Annotated in this window: 24 protein-coding genes and 2 pseudogenes; 8 read left to right on the top strand and 18 right to left on the bottom strand. The window is 32.4% G+C overall.

The annotated features are described in order from the left end of the window. Positions 1 to 201: 201 nt before the first annotated feature. The 9 genes from QO182_RS06825 to QO182_RS06785 all read right to left on the bottom strand — a co-directional run bounded on the left by QO182_RS06825 (position 202) and on the right by QO182_RS06785 (position 8,956). Complete coding sequence (locus tag QO182_RS06825; protein WP_371536953.1) at positions 202 to 741, bottom strand: lysozyme inhibitor LprI family protein; 540 nt, start codon at positions 739 to 741, stop codon at positions 202 to 204. Positions 742 to 1,202: 461 nt separating this feature from the next. After that, positions 1,203 to 2,393, bottom strand: coding sequence for an enoyl-ACP reductase FabV (fabV, locus tag QO182_RS06820; RefSeq protein WP_371536956.1), 1,191 nt, complete (start codon positions 2,391 to 2,393; stop codon positions 1,203 to 1,205). 92 nt (positions 2,394 to 2,485) lie between these two features. Continuing rightward, positions 2,486 to 4,138, bottom strand: a complete 1,653-nt coding sequence (recN, locus tag QO182_RS06815) for a DNA repair protein RecN (RefSeq protein ID WP_371560672.1) — start codon at positions 4,136 to 4,138, stop codon at positions 2,486 to 2,488. Positions 4,139 to 4,196: 58 nt separating this feature from the next. After that, entirely contained in the window at positions 4,197 to 5,081 is an 885-nt protein-coding gene (locus QO182_RS06810) for a DUF4835 family protein (RefSeq protein WP_371536961.1), read from the bottom strand. Continuing rightward, positions 5,074 to 6,285: a bifunctional phosphopantothenoylcysteine decarboxylase/phosphopantothenate--cysteine ligase CoaBC gene (coaBC, locus tag QO182_RS06805; protein WP_371560670.1), complete on the bottom strand. Its 1,212-nt coding sequence runs from the start codon at positions 6,283 to 6,285 to the stop codon at positions 5,074 to 5,076. Before coaBC ends, QO182_RS06810 begins: the two co-directional genes overlap by 8 nt. Before the next feature lie 7 nt (positions 6,286 to 6,292). Next, positions 6,293 to 6,610: a DNA-directed RNA polymerase subunit omega gene (locus tag QO182_RS06800; protein ID WP_026709525.1), complete on the bottom strand. Its 318-nt coding sequence runs from the start codon at positions 6,608 to 6,610 to the stop codon at positions 6,293 to 6,295. Positions 6,611 to 6,618: 8 nt separating this feature from the next. After that, the gene (locus QO182_RS06795) at positions 6,619 to 7,413 is read right to left on the bottom strand and encodes an outer membrane protein assembly factor BamD (protein WP_371536969.1); all 795 of its coding nucleotides are present in this window, start codon (positions 7,411 to 7,413) and stop codon (positions 6,619 to 6,621) included. A 136-nt stretch (positions 7,414 to 7,549) separates the two neighbouring features. Then, the gene (dapA, locus tag QO182_RS06790) at positions 7,550 to 8,431 is read right to left on the bottom strand and encodes a 4-hydroxy-tetrahydrodipicolinate synthase (protein WP_371536972.1); all 882 of its coding nucleotides are present in this window, start codon (positions 8,429 to 8,431) and stop codon (positions 7,550 to 7,552) included. Between the two features lie 6 nt (positions 8,432 to 8,437). Next, the gene (locus QO182_RS06785) at positions 8,438 to 8,956 is read right to left on the bottom strand and encodes a hypothetical protein (RefSeq protein WP_371560668.1); all 519 of its coding nucleotides are present in this window, start codon (positions 8,954 to 8,956) and stop codon (positions 8,438 to 8,440) included. A gap of 47 nt (positions 8,957 to 9,003) precedes the next feature. On the opposite strand from QO182_RS06785, the gene QO182_RS06780 reads away from it, so the two are divergent. Both QO182_RS06780 and QO182_RS06775 read left to right on the top strand, forming a co-directional pair. Continuing rightward, positions 9,004 to 9,783, top strand: coding sequence for a 5'-nucleotidase C-terminal domain-containing protein (locus QO182_RS06780; protein ID WP_371560666.1), 780 nt, complete (start codon positions 9,004 to 9,006; stop codon positions 9,781 to 9,783). Positions 9,784 to 9,904: 121 nt separating this feature from the next. Next, positions 9,905 to 10,816 (top strand): bifunctional UDP-sugar hydrolase/5'-nucleotidase, encoded by a 912-nt coding sequence (locus QO182_RS06775; protein ID WP_371560664.1) that lies wholly within the window; start codon positions 9,905 to 9,907, stop codon positions 10,814 to 10,816. Here QO182_RS06775 and QO182_RS06770 read toward each other — a convergent pair. The 3 genes from QO182_RS06770 to QO182_RS06760 all read right to left on the bottom strand — a co-directional run bounded on the left by QO182_RS06770 (position 10,802) and on the right by QO182_RS06760 (position 14,526). Further along, complete coding sequence (locus tag QO182_RS06770; protein ID WP_371560662.1) at positions 10,802 to 11,494, bottom strand: hypothetical protein; 693 nt, start codon at positions 11,492 to 11,494, stop codon at positions 10,802 to 10,804. The two genes, QO182_RS06775 and QO182_RS06770, sit on opposite strands and share 15 nt — an antisense overlap. A gap of 10 nt (positions 11,495 to 11,504) precedes the next feature. Beyond that, a complete protein-coding gene (ligA, locus tag QO182_RS06765) occupies positions 11,505 to 13,508 on the bottom strand; it encodes an NAD-dependent DNA ligase LigA (protein WP_371560661.1) in 2,004 nt (667 codons plus the stop codon). Between the two features lie 124 nt (positions 13,509 to 13,632). After that, positions 13,633 to 14,526 (bottom strand): LysR family transcriptional regulator, encoded by an 894-nt coding sequence (locus QO182_RS06760; RefSeq protein WP_371560660.1) that lies wholly within the window; start codon positions 14,524 to 14,526, stop codon positions 13,633 to 13,635. A gap of 94 nt (positions 14,527 to 14,620) precedes the next feature. Between QO182_RS06760 and QO182_RS06755 the strand changes: the two genes are divergently transcribed. The 5 genes and pseudogenes from QO182_RS06755 (at position 14,621) to QO182_RS06735 (ending at position 17,542) form a co-directional block, all read left to right on the top strand. Then, the gene (locus QO182_RS06755; RefSeq protein WP_371560658.1) at positions 14,621 to 15,046 is read left to right on the top strand and encodes a hypothetical protein; all 426 of its coding nucleotides are present in this window, start codon (positions 14,621 to 14,623) and stop codon (positions 15,044 to 15,046) included. 56 nt (positions 15,047 to 15,102) lie between these two features. Next, a complete protein-coding gene (locus tag QO182_RS06750; RefSeq protein WP_371560689.1) occupies positions 15,103 to 15,630 on the top strand; it encodes a putative inorganic carbon transporter subunit DabA in 528 nt (175 codons plus the stop codon). Between the two features lie 80 nt (positions 15,631 to 15,710). After that, positions 15,711 to 16,435: pseudogene (locus QO182_RS06745) on the top strand (putative inorganic carbon transporter subunit DabA). Continuing rightward, a pseudogene (locus QO182_RS06740) lies at positions 16,428 to 17,198 on the top strand (putative inorganic carbon transporter subunit DabA). Before QO182_RS06745 ends, QO182_RS06740 begins: the two co-directional pseudogenes overlap by 8 nt. Before the next feature lie 50 nt (positions 17,199 to 17,248). After that, complete coding sequence (locus QO182_RS06735; protein WP_371560688.1) at positions 17,249 to 17,542, top strand: putative inorganic carbon transporter subunit DabA; 294 nt, start codon at positions 17,249 to 17,251, stop codon at positions 17,540 to 17,542. Positions 17,543 to 17,600: 58 nt separating this feature from the next. Here the strand turns inward: QO182_RS06735 and QO182_RS06730 are convergent, their stop codons facing one another. The 4 genes from QO182_RS06730 to rpsF all read right to left on the bottom strand — a co-directional run bounded on the left by QO182_RS06730 (position 17,601) and on the right by rpsF (position 19,632). After that, positions 17,601 to 18,074 (bottom strand): DUF6495 family protein, encoded by a 474-nt coding sequence (locus QO182_RS06730; protein WP_371536990.1) that lies wholly within the window; start codon positions 18,072 to 18,074, stop codon positions 17,601 to 17,603. 412 nt (positions 18,075 to 18,486) lie between these two features. Next, entirely contained in the window at positions 18,487 to 18,924 is a 438-nt protein-coding gene (gene rplI / locus QO182_RS06725; RefSeq protein WP_371536993.1) for a 50S ribosomal protein L9, read from the bottom strand. A gap of 66 nt (positions 18,925 to 18,990) precedes the next feature. After that, positions 18,991 to 19,287: a 30S ribosomal protein S18 gene (rpsR, locus tag QO182_RS06720; protein ID WP_066077030.1), complete on the bottom strand. Its 297-nt coding sequence runs from the start codon at positions 19,285 to 19,287 to the stop codon at positions 18,991 to 18,993. Between the two features lie 3 nt (positions 19,288 to 19,290). Then, positions 19,291 to 19,632: a 30S ribosomal protein S6 gene (gene rpsF / locus QO182_RS06715; protein ID WP_371536996.1), complete on the bottom strand. Its 342-nt coding sequence runs from the start codon at positions 19,630 to 19,632 to the stop codon at positions 19,291 to 19,293. Between the two features lie 165 nt (positions 19,633 to 19,797). Here rpsF and QO182_RS06710 point away from each other — a divergent pair, with 165 nt between their 5' ends. After that, positions 19,798 to 20,493 carry a LytR/AlgR family response regulator transcription factor gene (locus tag QO182_RS06710; RefSeq protein ID WP_371536999.1) on the top strand — a complete coding sequence of 232 codons (696 nt, stop codon included), beginning with the start codon at positions 19,798 to 19,800 and terminating at the stop codon, positions 20,491 to 20,493. A 9-nt stretch (positions 20,494 to 20,502) separates the two neighbouring features. Here the strand turns inward: QO182_RS06710 and priA are convergent, their stop codons facing one another. Continuing rightward, complete coding sequence (gene priA / locus QO182_RS06705) at positions 20,503 to 22,956, bottom strand: primosomal protein N' (protein ID WP_371560656.1); 2,454 nt, start codon at positions 22,954 to 22,956, stop codon at positions 20,503 to 20,505. A 57-nt stretch (positions 22,957 to 23,013) separates the two neighbouring features. Beyond that, entirely contained in the window at positions 23,014 to 23,442 is a 429-nt protein-coding gene (locus QO182_RS06700) for a DUF2147 domain-containing protein (protein WP_371537004.1), read from the bottom strand. Positions 23,443 to 23,522 lie beyond the last annotated feature (80 nt).

The raw sequence follows: 23,522 nt of genomic DNA, 5'->3' as shown, positions 1-23,522 counted from the left end.
CTTGCAAACGCCTTTTATTTTTCATTATTAGGTATCCCATTATTTATAATTTTCAGGAAGAGTAGTCCGACCATTCGCCACATTCCCTATTAATAAAAACTACGGCTAAAAAGCCTTGTTTTTCAAAATCTGGAGACGATACTACTGTCGTGAGTAAATTACAACTATTAACGATTCATCAAATTATAAAAAAAGCAACTGCTAATTTACACATTGATTAAGATGCTCCTTGATAATATACAGCCTGTTTTTTGTCAAGTCGCTTATACGTCCGGCCATAATATTACTTTGAATTGTACCGCCACCAGAATATTCAGTTTTAGAAACAATTCCTATTACTTGAATTTCACTGTCTCTGAATTTAATCCAATTTCTTTGTGCTTCTTTTAATTTTTCTTGATCTTTAGCTTGCAACTTCTTCATTAGAATAGCGTAATACTTGTTAAGTAATTTATCATAATCGTTATTAAGTTCTACAATTGCTTTAGTCATTCCTGAAGTGGTATAGTCAATCTCTACTTTCTTATCAGCTAACTTTTCAATTCGGTAAACGTCTGTTTTAAATTCTATATCCATAGGAAGATCAGAACCATCATTCGTTTTTGTCAAAGAATCTTTAAATTTAAGTGATTGCTTACCTACTTGACTTTTAATTTCACTTAGTTTAGCATTTGTAATTTCTGATTGCGCATTTGCAAAAGTTATTGATACTAGTAGAATTAAGAGCAGTCTATTTTTCATTATTTATTTTATTTGTAATTTATAACGCAAAGTGACTATTCATTCCATTTAAAACCTATTTGCGCCAACAATAAACTAAAGTAATCAAATGATATAAAACTAATACCTAAAATTATATTAAAAAAAAACAGAGGTACTATTTTTTACTTCGCATTATAAACGATATGGTTAGTATTCTATTGAATTTCTAAATTAATCAACTTGCAGAATAAGATTTTTTAAAACTGAATTCCACCTAAATCATTTTATAATCCTTGCTCCTATTGGCCTTAAGTAAACACAAATCTCCAAAAGAAAAAAAATATTTTTCAATAGTACTTTTCAGCTATTGTGCATTTAGCAAATAATTCTATTGTGTTTAGTTGAAATCAACAATCGCAAGACTCCTAAAAAAAACACCCTACTTTATTTGGCATAAACCGCATAAATTAAGGTGTTGTATTTTGAATGAAGAAAAAGTATTACTTGATACTTCCTACTGCTACCATTTCGTTTGCATCTGCTTTGTAATCTACACCGTCAAATCCAAATCCGAATAGGTTATGAAAGTCATTTCTGTAACCCTCTAAATCTCCTAACTCGGCTAAATTTTCAGTAGTAGCTTCTATCCAAAGTTTAGCTATTTTTTCTTGAACATCAGGACGCATTTCCCAGTCGTCAACACGAATTCTACCTTTTTCATCCGTAGGTATTTCTTTTCCAGAAAACAATCTATCAGCGTATAAACGTTGGATTTGCTCGATACATCCTTCGTGAATTCCTTCTTCTTTCATTATTTTGTACAATAAAGAAATATACAATGGAATCACCGGAATAGCAGAGCTTGCTTGCGTTACTAATGCTTTATTTACCGAAACGTACGCTTTTCCATCGATGTCTGCCAAACTATCAGTGATAGTAAATGCAGTAGCTTCCAAATCATCTTTTGCACGACCAATTGTTCCTTTTCTATAAACAGCCTCAGTCAATGATGGCCCTATGTAAGAATAAGCAACTGTAGTAGCGCCAGGTGCTAATAGATTTTCAGCCTTTAAAGCATCGATCCACATTGCCCAGTCTTCACCTCCCATTACTTTCACTGTATTCTCAATATCATCACCTGCAGCAGGCTCAATAGATATTTCAGAAACTTTTCCAGAATGAAAATCAACTGTTTTATTTGTAAATTTATCTCCAATAGGTTTTAAAACTGAACGATGTAAAACTCCTGTTTTTGGGTCTAAACGCACTGGGGAAGCCAAGCTATAAACAACCAAATCCACTTGTCCTAGATCAGCTTTAATTAAATCTAATACTTGTTTTTTAACTTCATCAGAAAAAGCATCACCATTAACACTTTTTGCATATAAACCTGCTTTATGCGCTTCTTTTTCGAAAGCAGCAGAGTTATACCAACCTGGAGAAGCTGTTCTTCCTTCAGTAGGTGGCTTTTCAAAAAACACACCAATAGTTGCAGCATCAGATCCAAAAGCACTTGAAATCCTTGAAGCTAAACCAAAACCTGTTGAAGCACCAATTACAAGCACTTTTTTTGCTCCGTTTATTACTCCTTTTGATTTAATGTATTCAATTTGATTTTTTACATTTTGTTCGCATCCATCAGGGTGAGCTGTCAAACAAATAAATCCTCTCATTCTAGGTTCTATAATCATTTTTATATCGTTTAATCGTTGATTTACTATTTCAATTTATTTCTAAAATTTTTTATTCTTCTTCCTAAACAAAGCAAATATAAACCAAAAAACTAGTTCAACAAGGCTTTAGCGTGATTTAGGGCCGAATCTGAAACTACTGCTCCTGATAACATTTGAGCAATTTCAATAATACGTTCCTCGTCTGTCAATAGCTTTAATTCCGATTGTGTATCCTCTCCTACCGTAGATTTTGAAACCTTGAAATGCGCATTTCCTTTTGCTGCAATTTGTGGTAAATGTGTAATTGCAAAAATTTGCATTGTTTTACTCATTTCTTTCATAATCTCACCCATTTTAATGGCAATTTCACCGGAAACACCAGTGTCAATTTCGTCAAAAATCAATGTAGGTAATTTAGAATATTGCGCTAATATTGCTTTTACAGCAAGCATTATTCTGGACATCTCTCCACCAGAAGCAACTTTTTTAAGTATTCCAAAATCAGTTCCTTTATTAGCCGAAAATAGAAATTGAATTTCATCTTTTCCGTTAGGATAATATGTTGCCGATTGTTTCACCTGAATATCAAAACGAACATTAGGCATTCCTAAGGTGTCTAAAATAACAATCATTTTCTTAGACAAAATTGGAATTGCCAGCAATCGATTATCGTGAATTGAAGTAGCAGTTACATCTAATAATTCTGCCTTTTCTTGAATAGCTTGCGTAAGACTTTCAATTTCTGCTTCTAGATTTCCAAGTTCAAAAACTGAATTTTCTAATTGAGTTTGAATTTCCAGTAACTCATCGATAGTTGAAACCTGATGTTTCTTTTGTAAGTTATAAATGAGCTGTAACTTCTGACCAATAAAATCCAATTGTACTGGGTCGTTCACCAATTTATCTGAGCAACGACTAAGTTCATCTGAAATATCGTCAAATTCAATTACAACACTTGAAATTCTTTCTAAAAGTGAATTGTAATCTGTCGAAAAAGAAGCTATTTTTTGCAAAGAAGCTTTAATTTCTTTTAGATTATACAAAACACCTATCTGTTCTTCATTGGCAACAGCCAAAGATTTATCAAGAGACTCTTTGATAATCTCAACATTATTTAACTTTTCAAAATCATCTTCAAGGATTTCTTGTTCTCCTGATTTTAAACTTGCTTCAACTAGTTCATTTAATAAAAAACTATGGTACTCCTGCTCTTTTAGCGATTCTCCTTGTTTCTTAATAAGTGAATTTAATTTCGTTTTATCAGCTTTATAACTTTTAAGAAGAGATTGATATTGCTGAATATTTTGGTCATTGTCAGCTATAGCATCTATGATATCAAACTGTACATTCTCCTCAGACAGTTCCCTTGTTTGCTGTTGCGAATGAATGTCTATCAAAAACAAACTCAACTCTTGTAATACTTGCAAGTTCACAGGGCTATCATTAATAAAAGCCCTCGACTTTCCAGAAGGTAGAATTTCACGTCTTACAATCGTATCATCTTCATAATCTAATTCATTACTTTCAAAAAAAGGTGATAAATTGTATTTTGATATTTCAAAATGTGCTTCAATAATACACTTTTCTTCCTTATTCTTTAAAGAAGTCAAGTCGGCTCTTTTTCCCAAAACCAGTCCTAAAGCCCCTAATATAATTGACTTACCAGCACCCGTTTCTCCTGTAATAATTGAAAATCCTTTTGAAAAATCTATACTTAATTTTTCTATTAAAGCATAGTTCTTTATTGATAGAGTGGTTATCATTTATGGTATATTTTATTTTGAAGATTTAAATTTATTGTAAAAAAAATATATAATAAATTTAGTATTTGATCGTTCCCCATTTACTTGAATTTAAAGGAGATGTTTTATTTAAACTCTCAATTAAATCCGATATCGTGAGACTTGGTCCACCTGAAAAGATGGAAAGAATTTCATCTGATTTTGCATCAAAGAATATACGTGTCAAAAACGCATTAGGTTTAGAAGAATTTAGTTTCCCTAAATCTAATAATGACTCTTTAATTTTTTCTTTCGCCGCTTTCAGATCTTTTGCCATTAGGTCTAAACCTGAATGATAGTCCAATGCTGTTTTACGTATTGTAGAAAAGGATCCAGATAACATATCATTGATGAGGAAATAACGATTTTGATTGCCGTCAATTTGACTCCACCCTTTATAACCACTTTGTTGAGCTACGTTTGCAATATTTTGTGCTACTTCAAAATTAGGATTACCTGATTCTAAAACAAAAGTATCCTGATCCATTGCCAATATTATATAGCTATAAAAAGAAATTACAGAAACAAGATTAGATTCAAAGGCCGTAGGATTGAAAAGTAAATTCTCAAATTCAGTATATCTAAAACTAAAATCTTTATCATTATAGTTTAAAACTGGCGAAGAATAAGAAGAATTATAAATAGGTCTTGAAGATTGCACTTGCAGTGTTGCCGTAAACTGATCTGAACTGTTAGACAAGATAGTAATATACATAGAGCAACTAATTTTTTCATTTTGCTTTAATGTTTCACCTGTCCAATCTGTTTTATTTATAAATTCATTCAGTGACGTTTCAAGGGTTTTGAAAACCTGCTGATTGGCATTACTTAATTTATCTGAATTTACCGTTACAGTACAATTTAGTTGTTGTGCTTGCATAAGTCCAACTGAAAGTAGTAAGAAAAAGGTAAATATTTTACTCATAAAAATTTGCTATTACTTTATTTAATATATCGTCAGCAACTGCTTCTTTTGATTTCAGTTCCATCGGTTCAATATTAAAGTTCTTGTCGATAAAGGTAACTTTATTAGTTTGCTTTCCAAAACCGGCTCCTTCATCCTGTAAAGAATTTAAAACAATCAAATCTAAGTTTTTTTTCTGGATTTTACTCTTCGCATTTTCAATTTCATTTTCTGTTTCTAAAGCAAAACCAATTAAGAACTGATTTTTCTTTATACTTCCCAATGAAGCTAATATGTCTTTTGTCTTTTCGAGTTCAATCACAAAATTATCTGCGGCTTTCTTTATTTTTTGTGTAGCTACATTTTTAGGCTTGTAATCAGCCACTGCAGCAGCAGCTATCGCAACATCCACTTCATCAAAATACTTATGGCAGGCATCGTACATTTCCTGTGCAGAAACAATAGATACAACTTTAATTAAACTATGATTTGCCGTAAAATGTGTGGGACCAGCAACTAAAATAACCGAAGCTCCTAAGTTTGCAGCACTCTTTGCAATATCAAATCCCATTTTACCGGAGGAATGATTCCCTATAAAACGTACTGGGTCAATTGCTTCGTAGGTAGGCCCTGCAGTAATTAGTATTTTTTTGCCTTTTAAGGGTAATTTACTTTCTAAATCAGCTTCTAAAAACCGAATAATATTTTCAGGTTCAGCCATTCTTCCTTCGCCAGAAAGACCACTCGCTAATTCGCCACTTTCTGCCGGAATTATAGTATTGCCAAATGCTTGTAATAATTTAAAACTAGCTATTGTAGAAGGGTGCTTATACATATCTAAATCCATTGCTGGCGCAAAATAAACAGGACATTTTGCAGATAAGTAAGTTGCGATTAGAAGGTTGTCGCAAGTACCGTTTGCCATCTTTGACAAAGTATTTGCTGTCGCTGGAGCGATAACCATAAGATCTGCCCACAACCCTAAATCAACGTGATTATTCCATTTTTCGTTTTCTTCATCTTGATTGAAGAAAGTGGAATGCACTGGGTTTTTAGACAAGGTGGATAATGTAAGAGGAGTTACAAAATCCTTAGAAGCAGGTGTCATTATCACTTGGACATGTGCACCTGCTTTTATGAATAGTCGTACTAAAGACGCAGTTTTATAGGCGGCAATTCCACCAGAAATTCCTAGTAAAACTTTCTTTCCGCTTAAAACTGACATTGTAGTATTATTTATTTGAATCTCTATGGTAAATTTTACCGTCTAACCATTCTTGAACAGCTAAAGCGTGTGGCTTTGGCAATTTTTCATAGAATTTTGAAACCTCAATTTGTTCTTTGTTTTCAAAAACTTCTTCAAGACTATCATTATATGTAGCAAACTCTTCTAATTTCTCAGTCAATTCTTTTTTAATTTCAGAATTGATTTGGTTTGCTCTTTTAGCCATAATGGTTATCGCTTCATACACGTTTCCAGTAGGTTCTTCAATAACAGTTTTATTGTATGTTATTGTATTTACCGGAGCATTCGTCTTTTTTAAATCCATGACTTTATTTATTTAGTAAATTTTTGTAAATCTTGTTCAATTCGAACTAACATTTCGTTCGCTTTCTCTTTATATTTTGTTTCTGGGTCAAATTTAATCAAATTTGAATAAGCTAATTTTGCAACATTCAAACGTTCTTCCATTTTAAATTCAACACTATTGATTCCTAGTTGGTAAGCAGAATCAAACTTATAAAACAATGCATCTTCTTTATATGGCGTTCCTGGATAATCATTAATAAAATTATCTAAAGCTACAATTGCTGATTTATAATCTGAAATTGTATTGTATCCTTTCGCATTTTCATATACCTTCTTCTCGATTTTTTCACTTAAAACCTTTACTGTCTCATTTGCTTCTCCTAAATATTCTGAATTTGGATAAGTATCAATGAAATTCTGTAATTTATCTATAGCTTTAAATGTATCTGTTTGATCTAAACTAAAAACCGGTGATAACATCGAGTAGCTTTTTGGACCTAAATAAGCAGCTTCCTGCACTTTTTCACTTTTAGGATAACCTGAAACAAAACTTTCAAACTGATAACCCGCTAAATAGTACTGTTTTGTTTTATAATATGACTGCGCAAACATGTAAAACAACTTTTCAGCTTGAGGTTTCCCTCTGTAAGCAGGTGCTATTTGTTCAAAAAGACGGATTGCTTTTGTATATTTTCCAGCTTCATATAATTTGGTACCCATTTCAAATTTCGCAGCTACATCATCGTTTTTTAATGCTTTTTGATATTCATTACAAGAAGCAAAAAGAACAACAAGAAGCAATAGAGATATAATTTTTTTCATTTTATTTATTTTATTTGACTTATAGGTTACTCATAACCCACAAAAAATCATACCGAAGTTTCGGTGGCAAATTTAGTTATTAATTTAGCTACTACAAAATATTTCTTCGCTTAAAAATAAGAGCTGTTTTAAACTGCTATTTAACTGTCTTTTTAACGAATTCAGCTATTCTTTGAGCCAAAGATTCATCAACTTGAACTAATGGTAAACGCACAAAACTATCTGCTATTCCCACTGCTTCAAACACTTGTTTAATTCCAGCAGGATTTCCTTGTTCGAAAATCATATCTATACAATCCGATAAGATGTACTGCATTTTAAATGCTTCATCTACTTTGCGATTCAATCCTAAGCGAATCATTTCAGAAAATTCTTTTGGAAAACCTTGTCCAATTACGGAAATAACTCCTGAACCACCCGCTAAAACCATAGGTAAAGCTATCATATCATCCCCTGAAATCACAAGGAAGTCTTTTGGTTTGTCTTTTATTATTTGCATCGCTTGGACGATATCTCCAGCTGCTTCTTTAACAGCAACAATATTTTTAAAATCATTTGCCAAACGCAATACCGTTTTTGGCAAAATGTTACTTGCCGTTCTTCCAGGAACATTATAAATGATTACTGGAATTGGTGATGCGTCAGAAATCGCTTTAAAATGCTGATATATTCCTTCTTGAGTAGGCTTATTGTAAAATGGTGAAACTGAAAGGATAGCTATAAAACCAGAAAAATCTCTAGTCTTTAATTCCTCAACAATTCTTCTAGTGTCGTTTCCTCCCACTCCTAATACTAAAGGCAATCTTCCTTTATTACAGTCAACAACTGTTTTGATAACCAATTCTTTTTCATCTTGAGATAACGTCGCATTCTCTGCTGTTGTTCCCAGAATTACAAGATACTCAACCCCTCCGTCTATTGAAAAATTTACGATTCTGCATAATGCTTCCGTATCAACTGAGAAATCTGCTTTAAATGGAGTCACAAGAGCAACACCAGTTCCTATTAATGCTTGCATGTTAAATTATATTTTGTTTAATATTTTTAAGTACCTAAATAACTCATGAGTAAAAACCTTGTAGTTTTCAGTATTAGTATTGATCATTAGATTATTTAATCGTTTATCAATAGCTGAAAAACCAACTTTAAAATGTGCTTTAGAATTGTGAGTTACAATTAGTAAAATTGCTTTTTCAACATCATAATAACTAATTAACAAATCAAATTCTTTGTCAATAAAATCGTTTACAGCGGGGTTGTCTATTTCTGCGTTCCACTTTAAATGTTTTGAGCTAAATGTAGCTCTTACATTATTTGTGCTTTTTTTCGCTGCCTCTCGATAAACAACAACCTCTATATTTTCTTCTAAAATACCATTAGCAATAAGCTCGTTTCTAAAAGCGTTTGTTTCTAAAAAATGACGTTGGTCGATAATGACACCAACCGTTTTGATTATTCCAGAAACCGAATTGCTTTTAACATTTTGCAAACTGTTTTTTAATATTCTTTTTACAGAAAAATCTTTTATATAATTTAAAAACATTCTATTTTTACCACTTTACAAAATTAATTAATTAAGTCCCATAACAAATGGTAAATCTAAAAAAGTATAACGATGTTTTGAAACTTTTTGTTATATTCTTAACATTTTTTTTCGCTATATCCTGTGGAACCAAAACGCTAACACTAACACGAATTGAAGGCGTACAATTACCAATTACGGAAAAGGAATCTCAAATACCTGAAATTGAAAACTTTATAAAACCTTACAGAGAACATATTAACAAGGACTTAGACAGCGTGCTGGCCTACTGTCCTCAGACTTTAGAAAAAAATACTGGAAAGTGGCAATCGACTATAGGAAACTTAATGGCCGATGTTACTCTAAGTCGTGGAAATACTGTTTTTACTAAAAGAGAAAACAAAACCATTGATATTTGTTTATTGAATCAAGGTGGAATAAGATCAATTCTTCCAAAAGGAAATGTAACGACTAGAAATGCTTTTCAAATTATGCCTTTTGAAAACAGTCTCGTTGTGGTGGCTTTAAAAGGAGAACAAATTTATGAAATTGTCGATTATTTCCTTAGAGAAAAGCAGCCCCATCCTTTGGCTGGTATGACATTTACTATTGACAAAAACAATAATGCTAAAAATATACTGGTACAAGGCAAGCCTGTTGATAAAGATAAAATATACTACGTAGGTACTAACGATTATTTATCGAATGGAGGAGACAACATGGCTTTTTTCAATAAAGGAATTCAAAAATATGATTTGGATTATAAATTGAGAAACATCTTAGTTGATTACTTTAAAGAAGTAGATACCATTCCTGTAATTAAAGATATTCGAATCACTGTCGAATAAGTACCAAAATTCTTAAAATAATTATAGCCCTAGCCCCGATTGTAGTGAAAATCCTTTTTATTTTCCTTTAAAATAAAAAGATTGCAGCGGAAAGCGGGATTAAGCTCCAAAAAAGGAAAAAATGAAGAGAAGAGATTTTATAGAGAAAACAGCCGTAACTACTGCAGTATTAGGCTTAGGTGTATCATTGAGTAGTTTTAAATCTTTGCATGTCAAAAAAATAACCATTCTCCATACTAATGATGTCCATAGTCATATTGATCCTTTTCCTGCCGACGATCCCAGAAATCCAAATATGGGTGGTGTTGCCAGAAGAGCCGCATTGATTCAAAAAATCAGAAAGGAAGATGAAAACGTGTTACTTCTTGATGCGGGCGATATTTTTCAAGGGACGCCTTATTTCAATTACTATGGAGGTGAACTGGAGTTTAAATTAATGAGCATGATGCAATATGATGCCTCAACTATAGGAAACCATGATTTTGACAATGGTATTGCGGGTTTATATGCGCAAATGCCACATGCGAAATTTGAATTCTTATCTGCTAATTATGATTTCAAAAACACGTTGATGGACGGCTTGGTGAAACCTTATAAGGTTTTTAATAAAAACGGAATTAAAGTCGGTGTTTTTGGAATTGGGATTGAACTTGCCGGTTTAGTCGATAAAAAAATGTACGAAGAGACAGTATATAATGACCCCGTTGAATCAGCACAAGAAATGACTCGGATATTAAAAGAGGATCTGAAATGCGACTTAATTATTTGTTTATCACATCTTGGTTATAAGTATAAAAATGAGCCAACGAAAATAGACGACTTAAAACTGGCTGCCTTGACAAAAGATATTGATCTAATAATCGGTGGACACACACATACTTTTCTTGATAAACCTACCGTTACAAAAAACAGCGCAGGAAAAGAAGTTTTAGTAAACCAAGTAGGCTGTTATGGTATTAACCTTGGCCGAATTGATTTCTATTTTGATTCTAATAAGGGAAAAGCATCTGAAGGTATATCAATCGTTGTTTAACCGCTCATTAATTATAACGAATTTATAAAAGGAAAAGCATACTAAAGTATTTAAAAATAATGCCAATGGTCTTAAACTAATTAATGTCACATCAGATAAATAAAATCTCTCAATTAAGACAACAAAAGTCAAGCTTATCGACATAATTCCAAAAATAAGCAACCAGATGTCTTTTTTATCATCAGCTAACAAATAATTTGACAACACAATTCCGCTGAGCGCTGAAATTAAGATAATCTGAATAACTAAATTAATATAACTTTTTACCATTACATTATCAGGAATTGACACAAAATACAAAAAATAAAATAGGAAAGGTATTGAAGCTAGTAAGGCTGGAATATAATCATTAATGCGAGTTAACTTAGCAACATAATATATCTCAATGACACGATGAAAAAAAACGAATATTAAGGCATACCCTATCATCGTTATTTCATTTGATATAAAAAACATTCTTGCAATTAGTACAAATAAAAGATTAAAAAAATAAATCCCATTTTTCAAAGAAGAGGTATACCAATACAAAGTTATCAATAGTAAAAACTCTACTGGTTTTATAATATATTGAAAATAACTATCCATGTATATCTGGAACAGAATCTCGATTATTCCTGTCAAAAAATAGAGTATTACTAACACTTTTTCAATGTTCCTATCTTTACTTACGATCTTCATTTTTTCTGTATTAATTTACATTTATAAGAATCATAAAGTCATCTTCAGATAGAATAGGAATATTTAATTTGTTGGCTTTTTCTAATTTGGCCGGTCCCATATTATCTCCAGCTATTACGTAATCCGTTTTGGTAGAAATGGAACTACCTACTTTTCCTCCATTTTCTTCAATTGCTTTTTTCAATTCATCTCTAGAGAATTTTTGGAAAACGCCAGATACCACAAATATTTTTCCCGCGAGTTTATCCGTTGCATTAGGGTTTATGTTTTCTACAATTTCAAATTGGATTCCGTAAGCCTTCAATCGTTCAATGATAATTTTATTTTCTTCATTGTCAAAAAATTCAAGAACACTTTTAGCAATTTTCTCACCAATTTCATCGACTAGAATCAAATCCATTAAAGTTGCCTGACTCAATGCATCAATATTTTTATAATGTTTGGTTAATTTTTTAGCAACAGTCTCTCCGACATAACGAATTCCAAGAGCATATAGAACACGTTCAAATGGAATGCTTTTTGAATTCTCCACTCCTTTAACTAGATTGTCAGCAGACTTTCGTGCCATACGTTCCAAGGGGAGAATTTGTTCTACAGTCAATTGATATAAATCGGCATAATTATGAACTAATCCATTATTGAAAAGTAAAGCTACCGTTTCTCCACCAAGACCTTCTATATCCATAGCTTTTCTGGAAATGTAATGCTGTATTCTCCCGATAATTTGCGGTGGACAACCATAAAAATTGGGGCAGTAGTGGTTGACCTCTCCTTCATTTCTTACTAATTTTGTATGACATTCAGGACAATGCGTGATGTATTTTGTGGGTTCTGAATTTTCGGGACGCTTGCTTAAATCTACCGATATAATTTTAGGAATAATCTCGCCTCCTTTTTCAACAAATACAGTATCCCCCACTCGTATATCTAATTTTTCGATTTGGTCAGCATTGTATAAAGAAGCACGTTTAACAATTGTACCGGCTAATTGTACTGGTTCCAAATTTGCAACTGGCGTAATTGCACCCGTTCTTCCCACTTGATAAGAAATAGAATTCAATTTAGTTGAAACTTGTTCTGATTTGAACTTGTATGCCATTGCCCATCGCGGAGATTTAGCAGTATAACCTAATTCATCCTGATATTGAAAGCGATTTACTTTTACCACTACACCATCTGTTTCATAAGGCAATTCATGTCTGTGTAAGTCCCAATAATCAATGTATTGAAAAACTTCCTCTAAACTATCTGCTAGCTTCGCTTCCTTGGGTACTTTAAATCCCCATTTTCGGGCTGTTTCTAAGCCATCATATTGTGTTGCGAATGGAAGATTAGTTCCAATTAAGAAATACAAAAGACAATCTAATGGTCGTTTTGCAACTTCGGCGCTATCTTGTAATTTTAAACTCCCCGAGGCAGTATTCCTAGGATTAGAATAGGGTGTTTCTCCAATTTCAATTAAATCCTGATTCATTTTTTCGAATCCGGCAAAAGGCAAAATTATTTCGCCGCGTACATCAAATTTATCAGGAAAATTACCTTTTAGCTGTAGCGGAACTGACTTTATTGTCTTGATATTATTAGTAACATTATCTCCTTGAAATCCATCCCCCCTGGTAACAGCTCTTGTTAGCTTTCCGTTTTCATAAGTAATACTAATTGATGCCCCATCATATTTTAATTCACAGGTGTATTCTAATGGAACGTCGCCCAGTACTTTCTGCACGCGTTTTTCCCAATCGATTAAGTCATCCTTAGAATAAGAATTATCCAATGAATACATTCTGTATTCATGAGGGACCGTTTTAAAATTTTTAGTGATCGTTCCTCCTACACGTTGCGTAGGTGAATTTTCATCAAAATATTCAGGATACTTATTTTCTAAATCCTGAAGTTGTTTTAGTTGTAAATCAAAATCATAATCAGAAATAGTGGGTCTGTCTAAAACATAATAATTATGATTATGCTGATTAAGTTCTTCTCGTAATAACAGTATTTGTTGCTGAATTTCCATAAAATGACTATCCTGAATAAAGTTTTAATTTGGACACAATAAATAATGCAGGACAAGTTTTTTGTCTGTATTACTATTTATTTGTCAACAAAAATAATGAAATAAAAATATTGTTACCGCTAATTTAGTACTGATTGTACCAATCAAAATTATTTTTTAAAATAGTTTGCTTCTCAGAACGTACAAAATCAAGAAAAGCCTTTCCTATGGGAGACAACTTTTTTCCTTTCAACCATATTAATCGCCATTGTGTTACTATTGGTGTGTTTTTAGCGGGTAAAATAAATAATTGTTTCTGTAACAGTTCATTTTGCAGTCCTATAAGTGGCATTATTGAATAACCCAAACCTGCAATAACCGCCTGTTTTACCGCTTCATTAGTTGACAACTCAATCTGCTTGCGTTGCTTCCCTTTTTTATCATCAAAATATTTTTCCATAGCCATACGCGTTGCAGAGCCATCTTCTCTATATATTAATGATTTGTTCTTCATTCTTTCTTTTTCATTGCCAATGAGATATAATTTATTTTCAACTAATGATTCCTCTTCGACATTTAATTTTTCAGGCAATTGAGATACTAAAGCAAACTCTATTAAATTATTTTTCAAACTTTCTATGACCTTACTCCTATTGGTTACATCCAATACCAAATCAATTCCTGAATTTTTATTCAAAAAACCTGACAAGAAATAAGGAATCAAATATTTTCCTGTTGAAGCCGATGAAATAACCAATTTCCCATTAAGTATCCCTTTATATTGAATGGTTTTATAGTTTATATTTTCGAGCTCTTCGATAATTCGCTGTGCTATAGTTGCTATTTCCCTCCCAAAATCAGTGACATAAAGTTGTCGTCCAATAACCTCTGTAAGTGGAATATCAAATTGATCTTGAAGATTTTTTAATTGAATCGACACGGCGGGTTGGGTCATAAAGAGTTCTTCGGAAGCTTTAGTAATACTTAACTTTTGAACCACTTTAAGAAAAATTTGTAATTGGTGTATGGTATAATTCATAAAATTTTTTAATGTATTCAATTACAAATATAAATAAAAGTAAATGAATTAAAAACAGGACCTTTATAAAATAAACCAATTTATAATTTTCAAAATGGAACAAAAAACAACCGTACAAAAAATGACTTTTGACTTAATTGATGGTACTTTTTTACCGAATGAAACAATGGAAATCATCAATCATATTATTCAAAAGAAAATCAATTTCCATGAACTGCGAAATTTTAGCGAAAAAATTCGTTTTGGAATTCAAAATGACAATTCGGGGGAACGGATTATCGCTTTAACTTCCTATCAAAAAAAATTGGCTTCTTACGTCGAACAATTAGACAGTACCGATCAAATCTTGGATATAAAAGCTACTATATCCATCAAAATTCATCAGATACAGATTCTAGCTCCATTAACACACAAAAACGATAGCATAGCCCACTTTTACATTCATCGAAAGAATGGATTTTACATCAATACTATTTTTGACAAACTTGTAGGAGCACTAAATTCAAGTAAATACAATTAAGTAATCTAAACACTTTTTATTAATCATCAAAAAAGAAAGCAGTGCAACTAGAATAAATCGATGAATCTGAAACAATTATCTCTACAAAACCGCTTATTTCTATAGAACAAAGAATTATTAAAGTTTACCAAACTATAGCACCATTATGGTCACTGGAAAATTTTGTAGCTGTAAATCCGTATATGGGAAATGCAGACAAAGAATTTGGAAGCGACGCACAAGAACTCGCTTATATTTCAGAGATTGACTCTATTATGTCTATTGAATATTATTTAGATAAAATAAAACAAGACGAAATAATTGAAAGTGATATCAAAAACGCTCTTAATAGTAATTTAAAAAGTTCTACAAACAATACTGCCGTTTTCATGCAAAGTCTGGAAAATAAAGAGAATAAAAACAAAAAATTACCTACTATCGGCACTGCCATTGAAAAAGCAAGTGAAATAAATAACAAAGATTGGCAACGATTTGCTACCCAAAGAATATCGCTCTCGTTCGCCTCTTACTTTGACAAAGGTCAAGCCCAATTGAGTAGTTTGAATAACGAAAGACTATTTATCCCCTGGAAAAAGGAGCTCTAGTTGACAGAACACCCGAAATTGCGGGATTATTAGGTTTTAAAAACATCCCTAATGAGCCACTTGAAGCTATTAAACACAACTTGTGCGCTTTAGGATTGAATGGTACAGCATCATCATTTTATCTCGAAAGAGTTTTAATGAACTTGAACGGTTGGACCAGTTATGCTGCAAAACGAGATTATGAAGCAAAATTAGACAATTTAGAATCTACCATAGTTCTCGAAGTATTAACCGTTCTTACGAGCTGGGAACTTTGCACATTCCTAGCGCTGAGAAACAAAAGTCTTACTGAAAAACAGAAAGTAACCGTAACCAACTTTAAAAATATTGAAGCATCTAAAATTTACAGCGATGAAATACAAAAAAAAATCATACTACAAGAAGCTTTAAATTTTTCGGTACAAAGAAAAAAATTGCAAAATTTAATTTTAAAACAAAGAACACGGACGAAGTTATTCCTTCAGAAATTCAAGCTGTATTCTGTATAGATGTCCGTTCAGAAATATACAGACGAAATTTAGAACAAACCAATAGTAGCATTCAGACTTTAGGTTTTGCAGGTTTCTTGGGGTTTCCCGTAAACTTCTTTGGTATGGGGAAACAGACTAGTAAAGTACAAATTCCTGCACTGTTAATACCAAAACTAAATGTTATTGAAAGGATAAAAAATAATACACAAAACAATAAAATACTTCATAAATTTCAGTTAGAAAAGGAAATTTTAAATTTATGGAAAACCTTTAAATCAGGCTCTATAAGTTGCTTTGTATTTGTCAGCCCACTAGGAATTACTCTATATCAATAAACTTTTATCAGAAACGTTCAAAACACCTAATGCACTTAAAGGTTTAAATTTTTTAAATAAAAAAATAAAGCCAACTATCATTAGCTTAAAAAACAACCACGGAATAGGAATCCCAATTGAAACACAGGTTGAAATGGCAAAAAATGCTTTGACAGCAATGTCTATGACAAGTAATTTTGGCAAATATGTGTTACTTGTGGGACATGGATCGAGTACTAAAAATAATCCTTATGGATCTGCATTGCATTGCGGAGCTTTTGGCAGCCATACGGGAGAAGTTAATGCGAAGGTAGCTACAGCTGTTTTTAATAATGATTATGTAAGAACAAAATTAATCGAACATAAAATAAACATCCCAAAAGAAACCGTATCTCTAGCTTGTTTGCACAATACAACAACAGATGATATTACCATATTCAACGAGGAAGATATTACAACTAAAAATGAAAATCTACTGACAACTTTAAAAAGAAACCTTATAACTGCAACAGAAAAAACGCGCACTGAACGTGCTTTAAGAATGATAACCGAAACAAATAGAACCATTGCAGAAAGAAGCGAAGACTGGTCGCAAGTTTGCCCAGAATGGGGATTACCAGGATGTAACGCTTTTTTAGTTAGCAAATGACAAAGAACAAAAAATCCAAATCTAAATGGCGAAGTTTTTTTACATACGAATGATTGCGAAAAAGATACTGAAAACAATGTTTTAACTGCCATCATGACTGCCCCTATGATAGTCACCAGTTGGATAAGTTTATAATATTACGCTTCAACAGTTGATAATAAAAAATTAGGATCAGGTAATAAAACATACACAACATAACTGCGGGAATTGGAGTAACTGAAGGATATTCTGGGCATTTAAGAACTGGATTACCTTGGCAATCGGTTAGTGATGGTCATAAATTACAACACACACCTAACATATTAAATTTCATCATCGAGGCTTCAATTGATGCAATTAACGAAGTACTCAAAAAAAACCAATCGCTTCGAAATTTAGTCGACAATGGCTGGTTGAAATTACTGCAAATGGATGATGAAGGAATAATTGCAAATAGATATAAGAGTAACTTAAATTGGGAAAGCATCTCTTGCATGTGAAATTAAAAAAGCGTTTTCTTTTATAGAGAAAACGCTGCTTTTTTTGCACTATATTTAATTACGACTCTATAATTGAATTTATTTGCTTATACAATTGTCCGTCACTTAAAAAAGCACCTTGTTGTATCAAAGCAAATATGGAAGTATTACGCTCTTCTGTAAACTCTTTTTTACCTACTTTCATTTCAATTGTTTCTGTAAACATATTATCACTAAGCCATTGCAAACCTTCTTTAGTTAGAAAATCAACTTCTGGAACTAATGATTTTAGAACAATAGACTGTACATGCGTATCGAAACTTTGGAAAAGAAAAATGTGGTTTTTTGAAAAATGCTCTAAATATTCAGCTCTTGTCAAAACTCCTTCCCATACTAAATCAGAAAAAACGTCCAATTCTTGTTCTGCAACTTCTGGTTTTTCGGCTTTTATACTGTCCCACTCCGCTTTATCGATTGTTTGAGTGGCTAAAAAAGTACTGAATTCTTGATTTAATTCTTCAAATTGCTCTTTAGTTAATCTTGTATATTTCATGAAATTTGTTTTTGCTACAAAGGCACTATGGCACAAAGCTTTTGTTATTATAATTCTGTGGCAAATTTATAATTTTTAAACCAAAAAAAAGCCTTCTTGACAGTAAACTACCATCATTGCAAAATGTTTTAGTTTGCTTAATAATGCATAATACTTAACCCCTTCTGTAATAGAAATTGCTAAAATATTGGCTCCTCGATGCAACACTATGTCTGAACTCTACCTTTGCTATTAAACAGGAAGTCGTACTTTGGGCTAGGATAGTTTGTAGTCCAAAAAACAAGGAATCATAAAGTAGTGTTTTTCATCTCTTTTAGAATTTGTTTGTAAGCGTTAAAATTAGACCAAAAAAAAAAAATCACTCCGAAGAGTGATTTTATATTTCTTTAAGAAAAAAATTAACTGTATAAAATTATTCTGCAATAATTTCATAAGGTAATTCGATGATTACATCTCTGTGTAAACGAACGCTAGCTGCGTATTTACCAGTACGTTTAACGATACCGCTAGTGATGAATTTTCTGTCAATTACTTGACCACCTTTTGCTAAAACAGCAGCGATGTCGATATTCGTGATTGAACCGAATAATTTTTCTCCACCTGCTTTTGCAGTAATTTTAATTTCGATAGCTTTTAAAGCTTCTGCTATTGCTTGCGCATCAGCTACTACTTTAGCTTCTTTATGAGCTCTTTGTTTAAGGTTCTCAGCTAATACTTTCTTTGCAGAAGAAGTAGCTAATTGAGCAAACCCTTGTGGGATTAAGAAATTACGACCGTATCCGTTTTTCACAGTTACTACGTCATCTTTAAATCCTACATTTTGAACATCTTGTTTTAAAATAAGTTCCATGTTGTTGTCCTTTTTTTATAGAAGTTAGGTTTCGTCTTTCAGAAAACCAACAACCAAGTTTAAATATTATTTTAGTAAATCAGCCACATATGGCATTAAAGCTAAGTGACGTGCTCTCTTAACAGCAACAGACACTTTTCTTTGGTATTTTAATGAAGTTCCTGTTAAACGACGAGGAAGAATTTTTCCTTGTTCGTTTACGAATTTCAATAAGAAATCAGCATCTTTATAATCGATATATTTGATACCTGATTTTTTGAAACGACAATACTTTTTTTGTTTGTTAGTTTCTATGTTCAAAGGCGTAAGATATCTGATATCTCCGTCTTTTTTTCCTGAAGCAGATTGTTGTAGTGTTGCCATGATTTAAGCTTTTGTAGATTTTAATTTTGTTCTTCTTCTTTCAGCCCAAGAAATAGCGTGTTTGTCTAAACTTACAGTTAAAAAACGCATAACTCTTTCGTCACGTCTAAATTCTGTTTCAAAAGCAATTAGAACTTCTCCTGATACATTGAATTCGAATAAGTGATAAAAACCACTTTTTTTGTTTTGAATTTCGTAAGCCATTTTTTTAAGGCCCCAGTCTTCTTTCGATACCATTTCGGCTCCTCTAGTAGTAAGAAAATCTTCAAATTTGCTTACTGTTTCCTTTACCTGAACATCAGATAAAACGGGATTTAAAATGAAAACAGTTTCATAATGATTCATAAATATTTATTTATTTGTTAATTTGGCTGCAAAAATAGTTTTTATTTTTCAATAACCAACACTAATTTCAATTTAATCGACGTACGGTAAAAAAACACCACGAAAATTTAGTTTCATTAAAAAAAAATAATATATTTACTCTTCCAAATCTTAAAGACTAACATTATGAAATTAAATTGTGTTGTTGTAGATGATAGTTCGATTCAACGAATGATCATTTCCAAGTTAGTGAATAATCACCCAAGTTTACACTTAATTGGTGATTTTTCAAATGCTATTGAGGCAAGAAGTTGCATGTCTATTCACAATGTAGACTTAATATTTCTTGATATCGAAATGCCCGTAATTAGTGGTTTTGATTTTTTAGATGGATTAAAAACTAAACCCCAAATTATTTTTATTACTTCTAAAGCAGAATATGCTTTAAAAGCATTTGATTATGACGCAACGGATTACCTACAAAAACCGATTGCATTAGATCGCTTTAATGCATCTGTTGTTAGAGCAATGGATTTGCACCTACTCAGAAATGACACCAAGGAAGAAGAAGGAGAACATATATTTATAAAAAGCAATTTAAAAAAATTGAAGATCTTTACTTCAAAAATAAAATGGATTGAAGCTTTTGGTGACTATGTGAGGGTTGTAACAGAAGACGACAGCAACTTAGTCCTATCTACTATGAAATCTTTTGAAAATGATTTATCAAAAAAGAAATTCGTAAGAGTACATAAATCGTATATCATTAATATCGATAAAGTGGAACGTTTCAATAGTAAATTTGCAGAAATAGGTGTTACCAAAATACCCCTAAGTCGAAACAAAAAAGATGATTTAGTAAAAGCACTTTCATTTGTATAAAAAACTACTTCAGTAGAAATCCACGTTTATCGCTACTTTAATTGCTCTGTATTGAGCCACTGAATCAAAACTATTCAACATTTTTTGAATAGTGCTCTTGGTACTCACTATCGAAATGGTAGTGGGAATCTTAATTATTATTGTTCTGATATATTCGTTTCTTATTCTGTTTATAGCAGGTTCTTCTGGACCTAATACTGGTATGTTTAGATTTTGACTAATAACTTGATACAACCACAAAGCACCTTCCTTAAGTTTTTCATAATCACGATGCTTTAATGTAATTTTGATAATCCTAAAATAGGGAGGGTATTTATAAATCTGTCTATCATATAATTGTTCCTTATACATCCCAGCATAATCATTACTTGTAACCTGCTGTATTGTATTGTGATCTGGATTATAGGTTTGGATAATTACTTTTCCTTGCTTTTCTGAGCGTCCTGCGCGTCCAGATACTTGTGTCATCATTTGAAAACTCCTTTCAAAAGCCCTAAAGTCAGGATGAAACAACATATTATCAGCATTCATTATTCCTACTAAACTTACGTTATCAAAATCAAGTCCTTTAGCTAACATCTGTGTACCCACTAGAATATCAACTTCTCTATTTTTAAAACTATCAATTATTTTTTCGAATCCAAATTTACCACGAGTAGTATCCTGATCCATTCTTCCTATTTTGTTATCAGGAAAAAGACTCAGTAATTCTTGCTGTATTTGCTCGGTTCCAAAACCCTTAGTAGTCAACTCAACACTAGAACAACTATGACAATGAGTTGGTTTTGCAATAGAATACCCGCAATAATGACAACGCAGTTGGTTTTTATGCTTATGATATGTCAAACTAACATCACATTGCTGGCAATGCGGCACGTGACCACAGGTCATACATTCCACCAGAGGAGAATACCCTCTTCTATTTTGAAATAAAATCACTTGTTCTCCTAATGCAATAGCATTAGTAATTCCCTCGATCAGAGTATCACTAAAATGCCCTTTCATCTTTTTACGGAAATACTTATCTTTTAAATCAACCAATTCGATATCTGGCATCATGACGTTTCCGTAACGTTCCTTTATTTCGACCAAACCATATTTATCCGTGCTAGCATTAAAATAGGTTTCAATACTTGGCGTTGCCGAACCTAATAAAACTTTGGCTTTATGAAACTTCATCAATACCACAGCCGCATCGCGAGCGTGATATCTGGGTGCGGGGTCGATTTGCTTGAAGGTTTGCTCGTGTTCTTCATCAACAATAATAAACCCTAAGTTAGCAAATGGCAAAAACAGCGCCGACCTTGCTCCTATTACTATTTGTGCTTTTTCGGAATTTTTCAAAACTTGATTCCACACTTCTACTCGCTCATTATTGCTATATTTCGAATGAAAAACAGCCACTTTATTTCCAAAATAAGCTCTTAATCTCCCAACTAACTGAGTAGTAAGCGCAATTTCTGGTAGCAAATACAAAACTTGCTTCCCTGCAAGGAGATACTCCTCTATGAGTTTGATATAGATTTCTGTTTTTCCGCTTGAAGTCACACCATGTAAAAGACAAACTTCTTTATGAGTAAAACTATCTCTTATCCCGTCAAAAGCTTTTTGCTGCGCTACACTTAGTTGTAATTCATCTTCCCTAGTCTCTCCATTAAAATTAACACGGTCTTCTTGTATGTAGTAGTCTTCGAATATTTCTTTATCAATTAATGCTTTGACCACTGCCGATGTAGAATTGGCTGTGTCGACTAGTTTTTTTACAGTAAGAGGTTTCTTCTCGGAAGCTATTAATTGAAAATAAGTTAAAACAATTTCCTTTTGCTTGTTGGCATTTTTTAATGCTTCCAGCAATTCCCCTAACCCTTGATCAGAATCATACTTACAATGCAAACGGATGTATCGCACCAATTTTGGCTTATAACTATCAAGCATTTCCTCTTGAAGCACTAATATGTCTTTGTCAATCAATTTTTGAATGACGGGGAAAATGTTTTTTTTATTTAAGATTAAAATGACATCCTGAACCTTAAGAGACGATTGCTTCTGCAAAGCCTCATAGACCAAAAACTCATCATCAGAAAGCTTGCTTACATCTACGAAAGCATCGGTTTTTTGAGAAATTACCGTTTCACTTTCTAGTAATAATGCACTTGGCATCGCACCGCGATATACATCACCAATAGCACACATATAATAAGATGCAATCCATTGCCAATGCGCAATTTGAATCTCGGTTACAATGGGAAATTCATCAAGTATTTGATGAATTTCTTTAGCATCGTACAATGTGGGTTGATTTTGATGTGTTTCTATCACAAGTGCAGTATACACCTTGCTTTTTCCAAAAGGCACTGCTACACGCATTCCTTTCTTTATATAATGATACTCGGCTTCCGATATACTATACGTGAACGTCTTGGCAAGAGAAAGCGGTAAAATTACTTCGACAAAAAAAAGCATTCTTTAAATATTGGGTATTAATTATAATTACTGTAGCTGCAGCACGTACAAAACAATTTATTTAACTCTATACCAGTACTGGGTTCTTCCCAATAAGGCAAATCCGATATAACCACGAACTTTTAGTTTATCTTTTGATTCTAACGTAATAAAACATTTGTATATTTTTCCAGTTTTAGGATCTAATATTTTTCCAGAGTTATATTCATCTCCATCTTTTGAAAGTCCCTTTATCACCGTTATACCGAGTACAGGCTTATTTGTATCTTCTCCTTCACAGTCAATACAGCGGTCTTTTCTATGACTTGCATCAAAGATTTCAAGTACTTTACCATAAATCTTTCCTGATTTTTCATAAATCTCTACAACCGATTTTTCCTCACCTGATTGATCATCAATTGTTTTCCATTTACCAATAACTCCTTGACCTTGTGCGTAAAACAATGTTGAAACAAATAACAATGCTAATGTGATATTCTTTTTCATATTTCTTTTTTTTTTTTAAATTCCCATTAATGAGAAAAATTATTTTTATTTTAGGCGACAACTACCTTAACCACAAGTGA

The sequence above is a fragment of the Flavobacterium sp. Arc2 genome (assembly GCF_041431385.1).
Classification (GTDB): domain Bacteria; phylum Bacteroidota; class Bacteroidia; order Flavobacteriales; family Flavobacteriaceae; genus Flavobacterium.
Note: the sequence above shows the minus strand (reverse complement) of the source record. Positions and strands in the feature narration are given on the sequence as shown.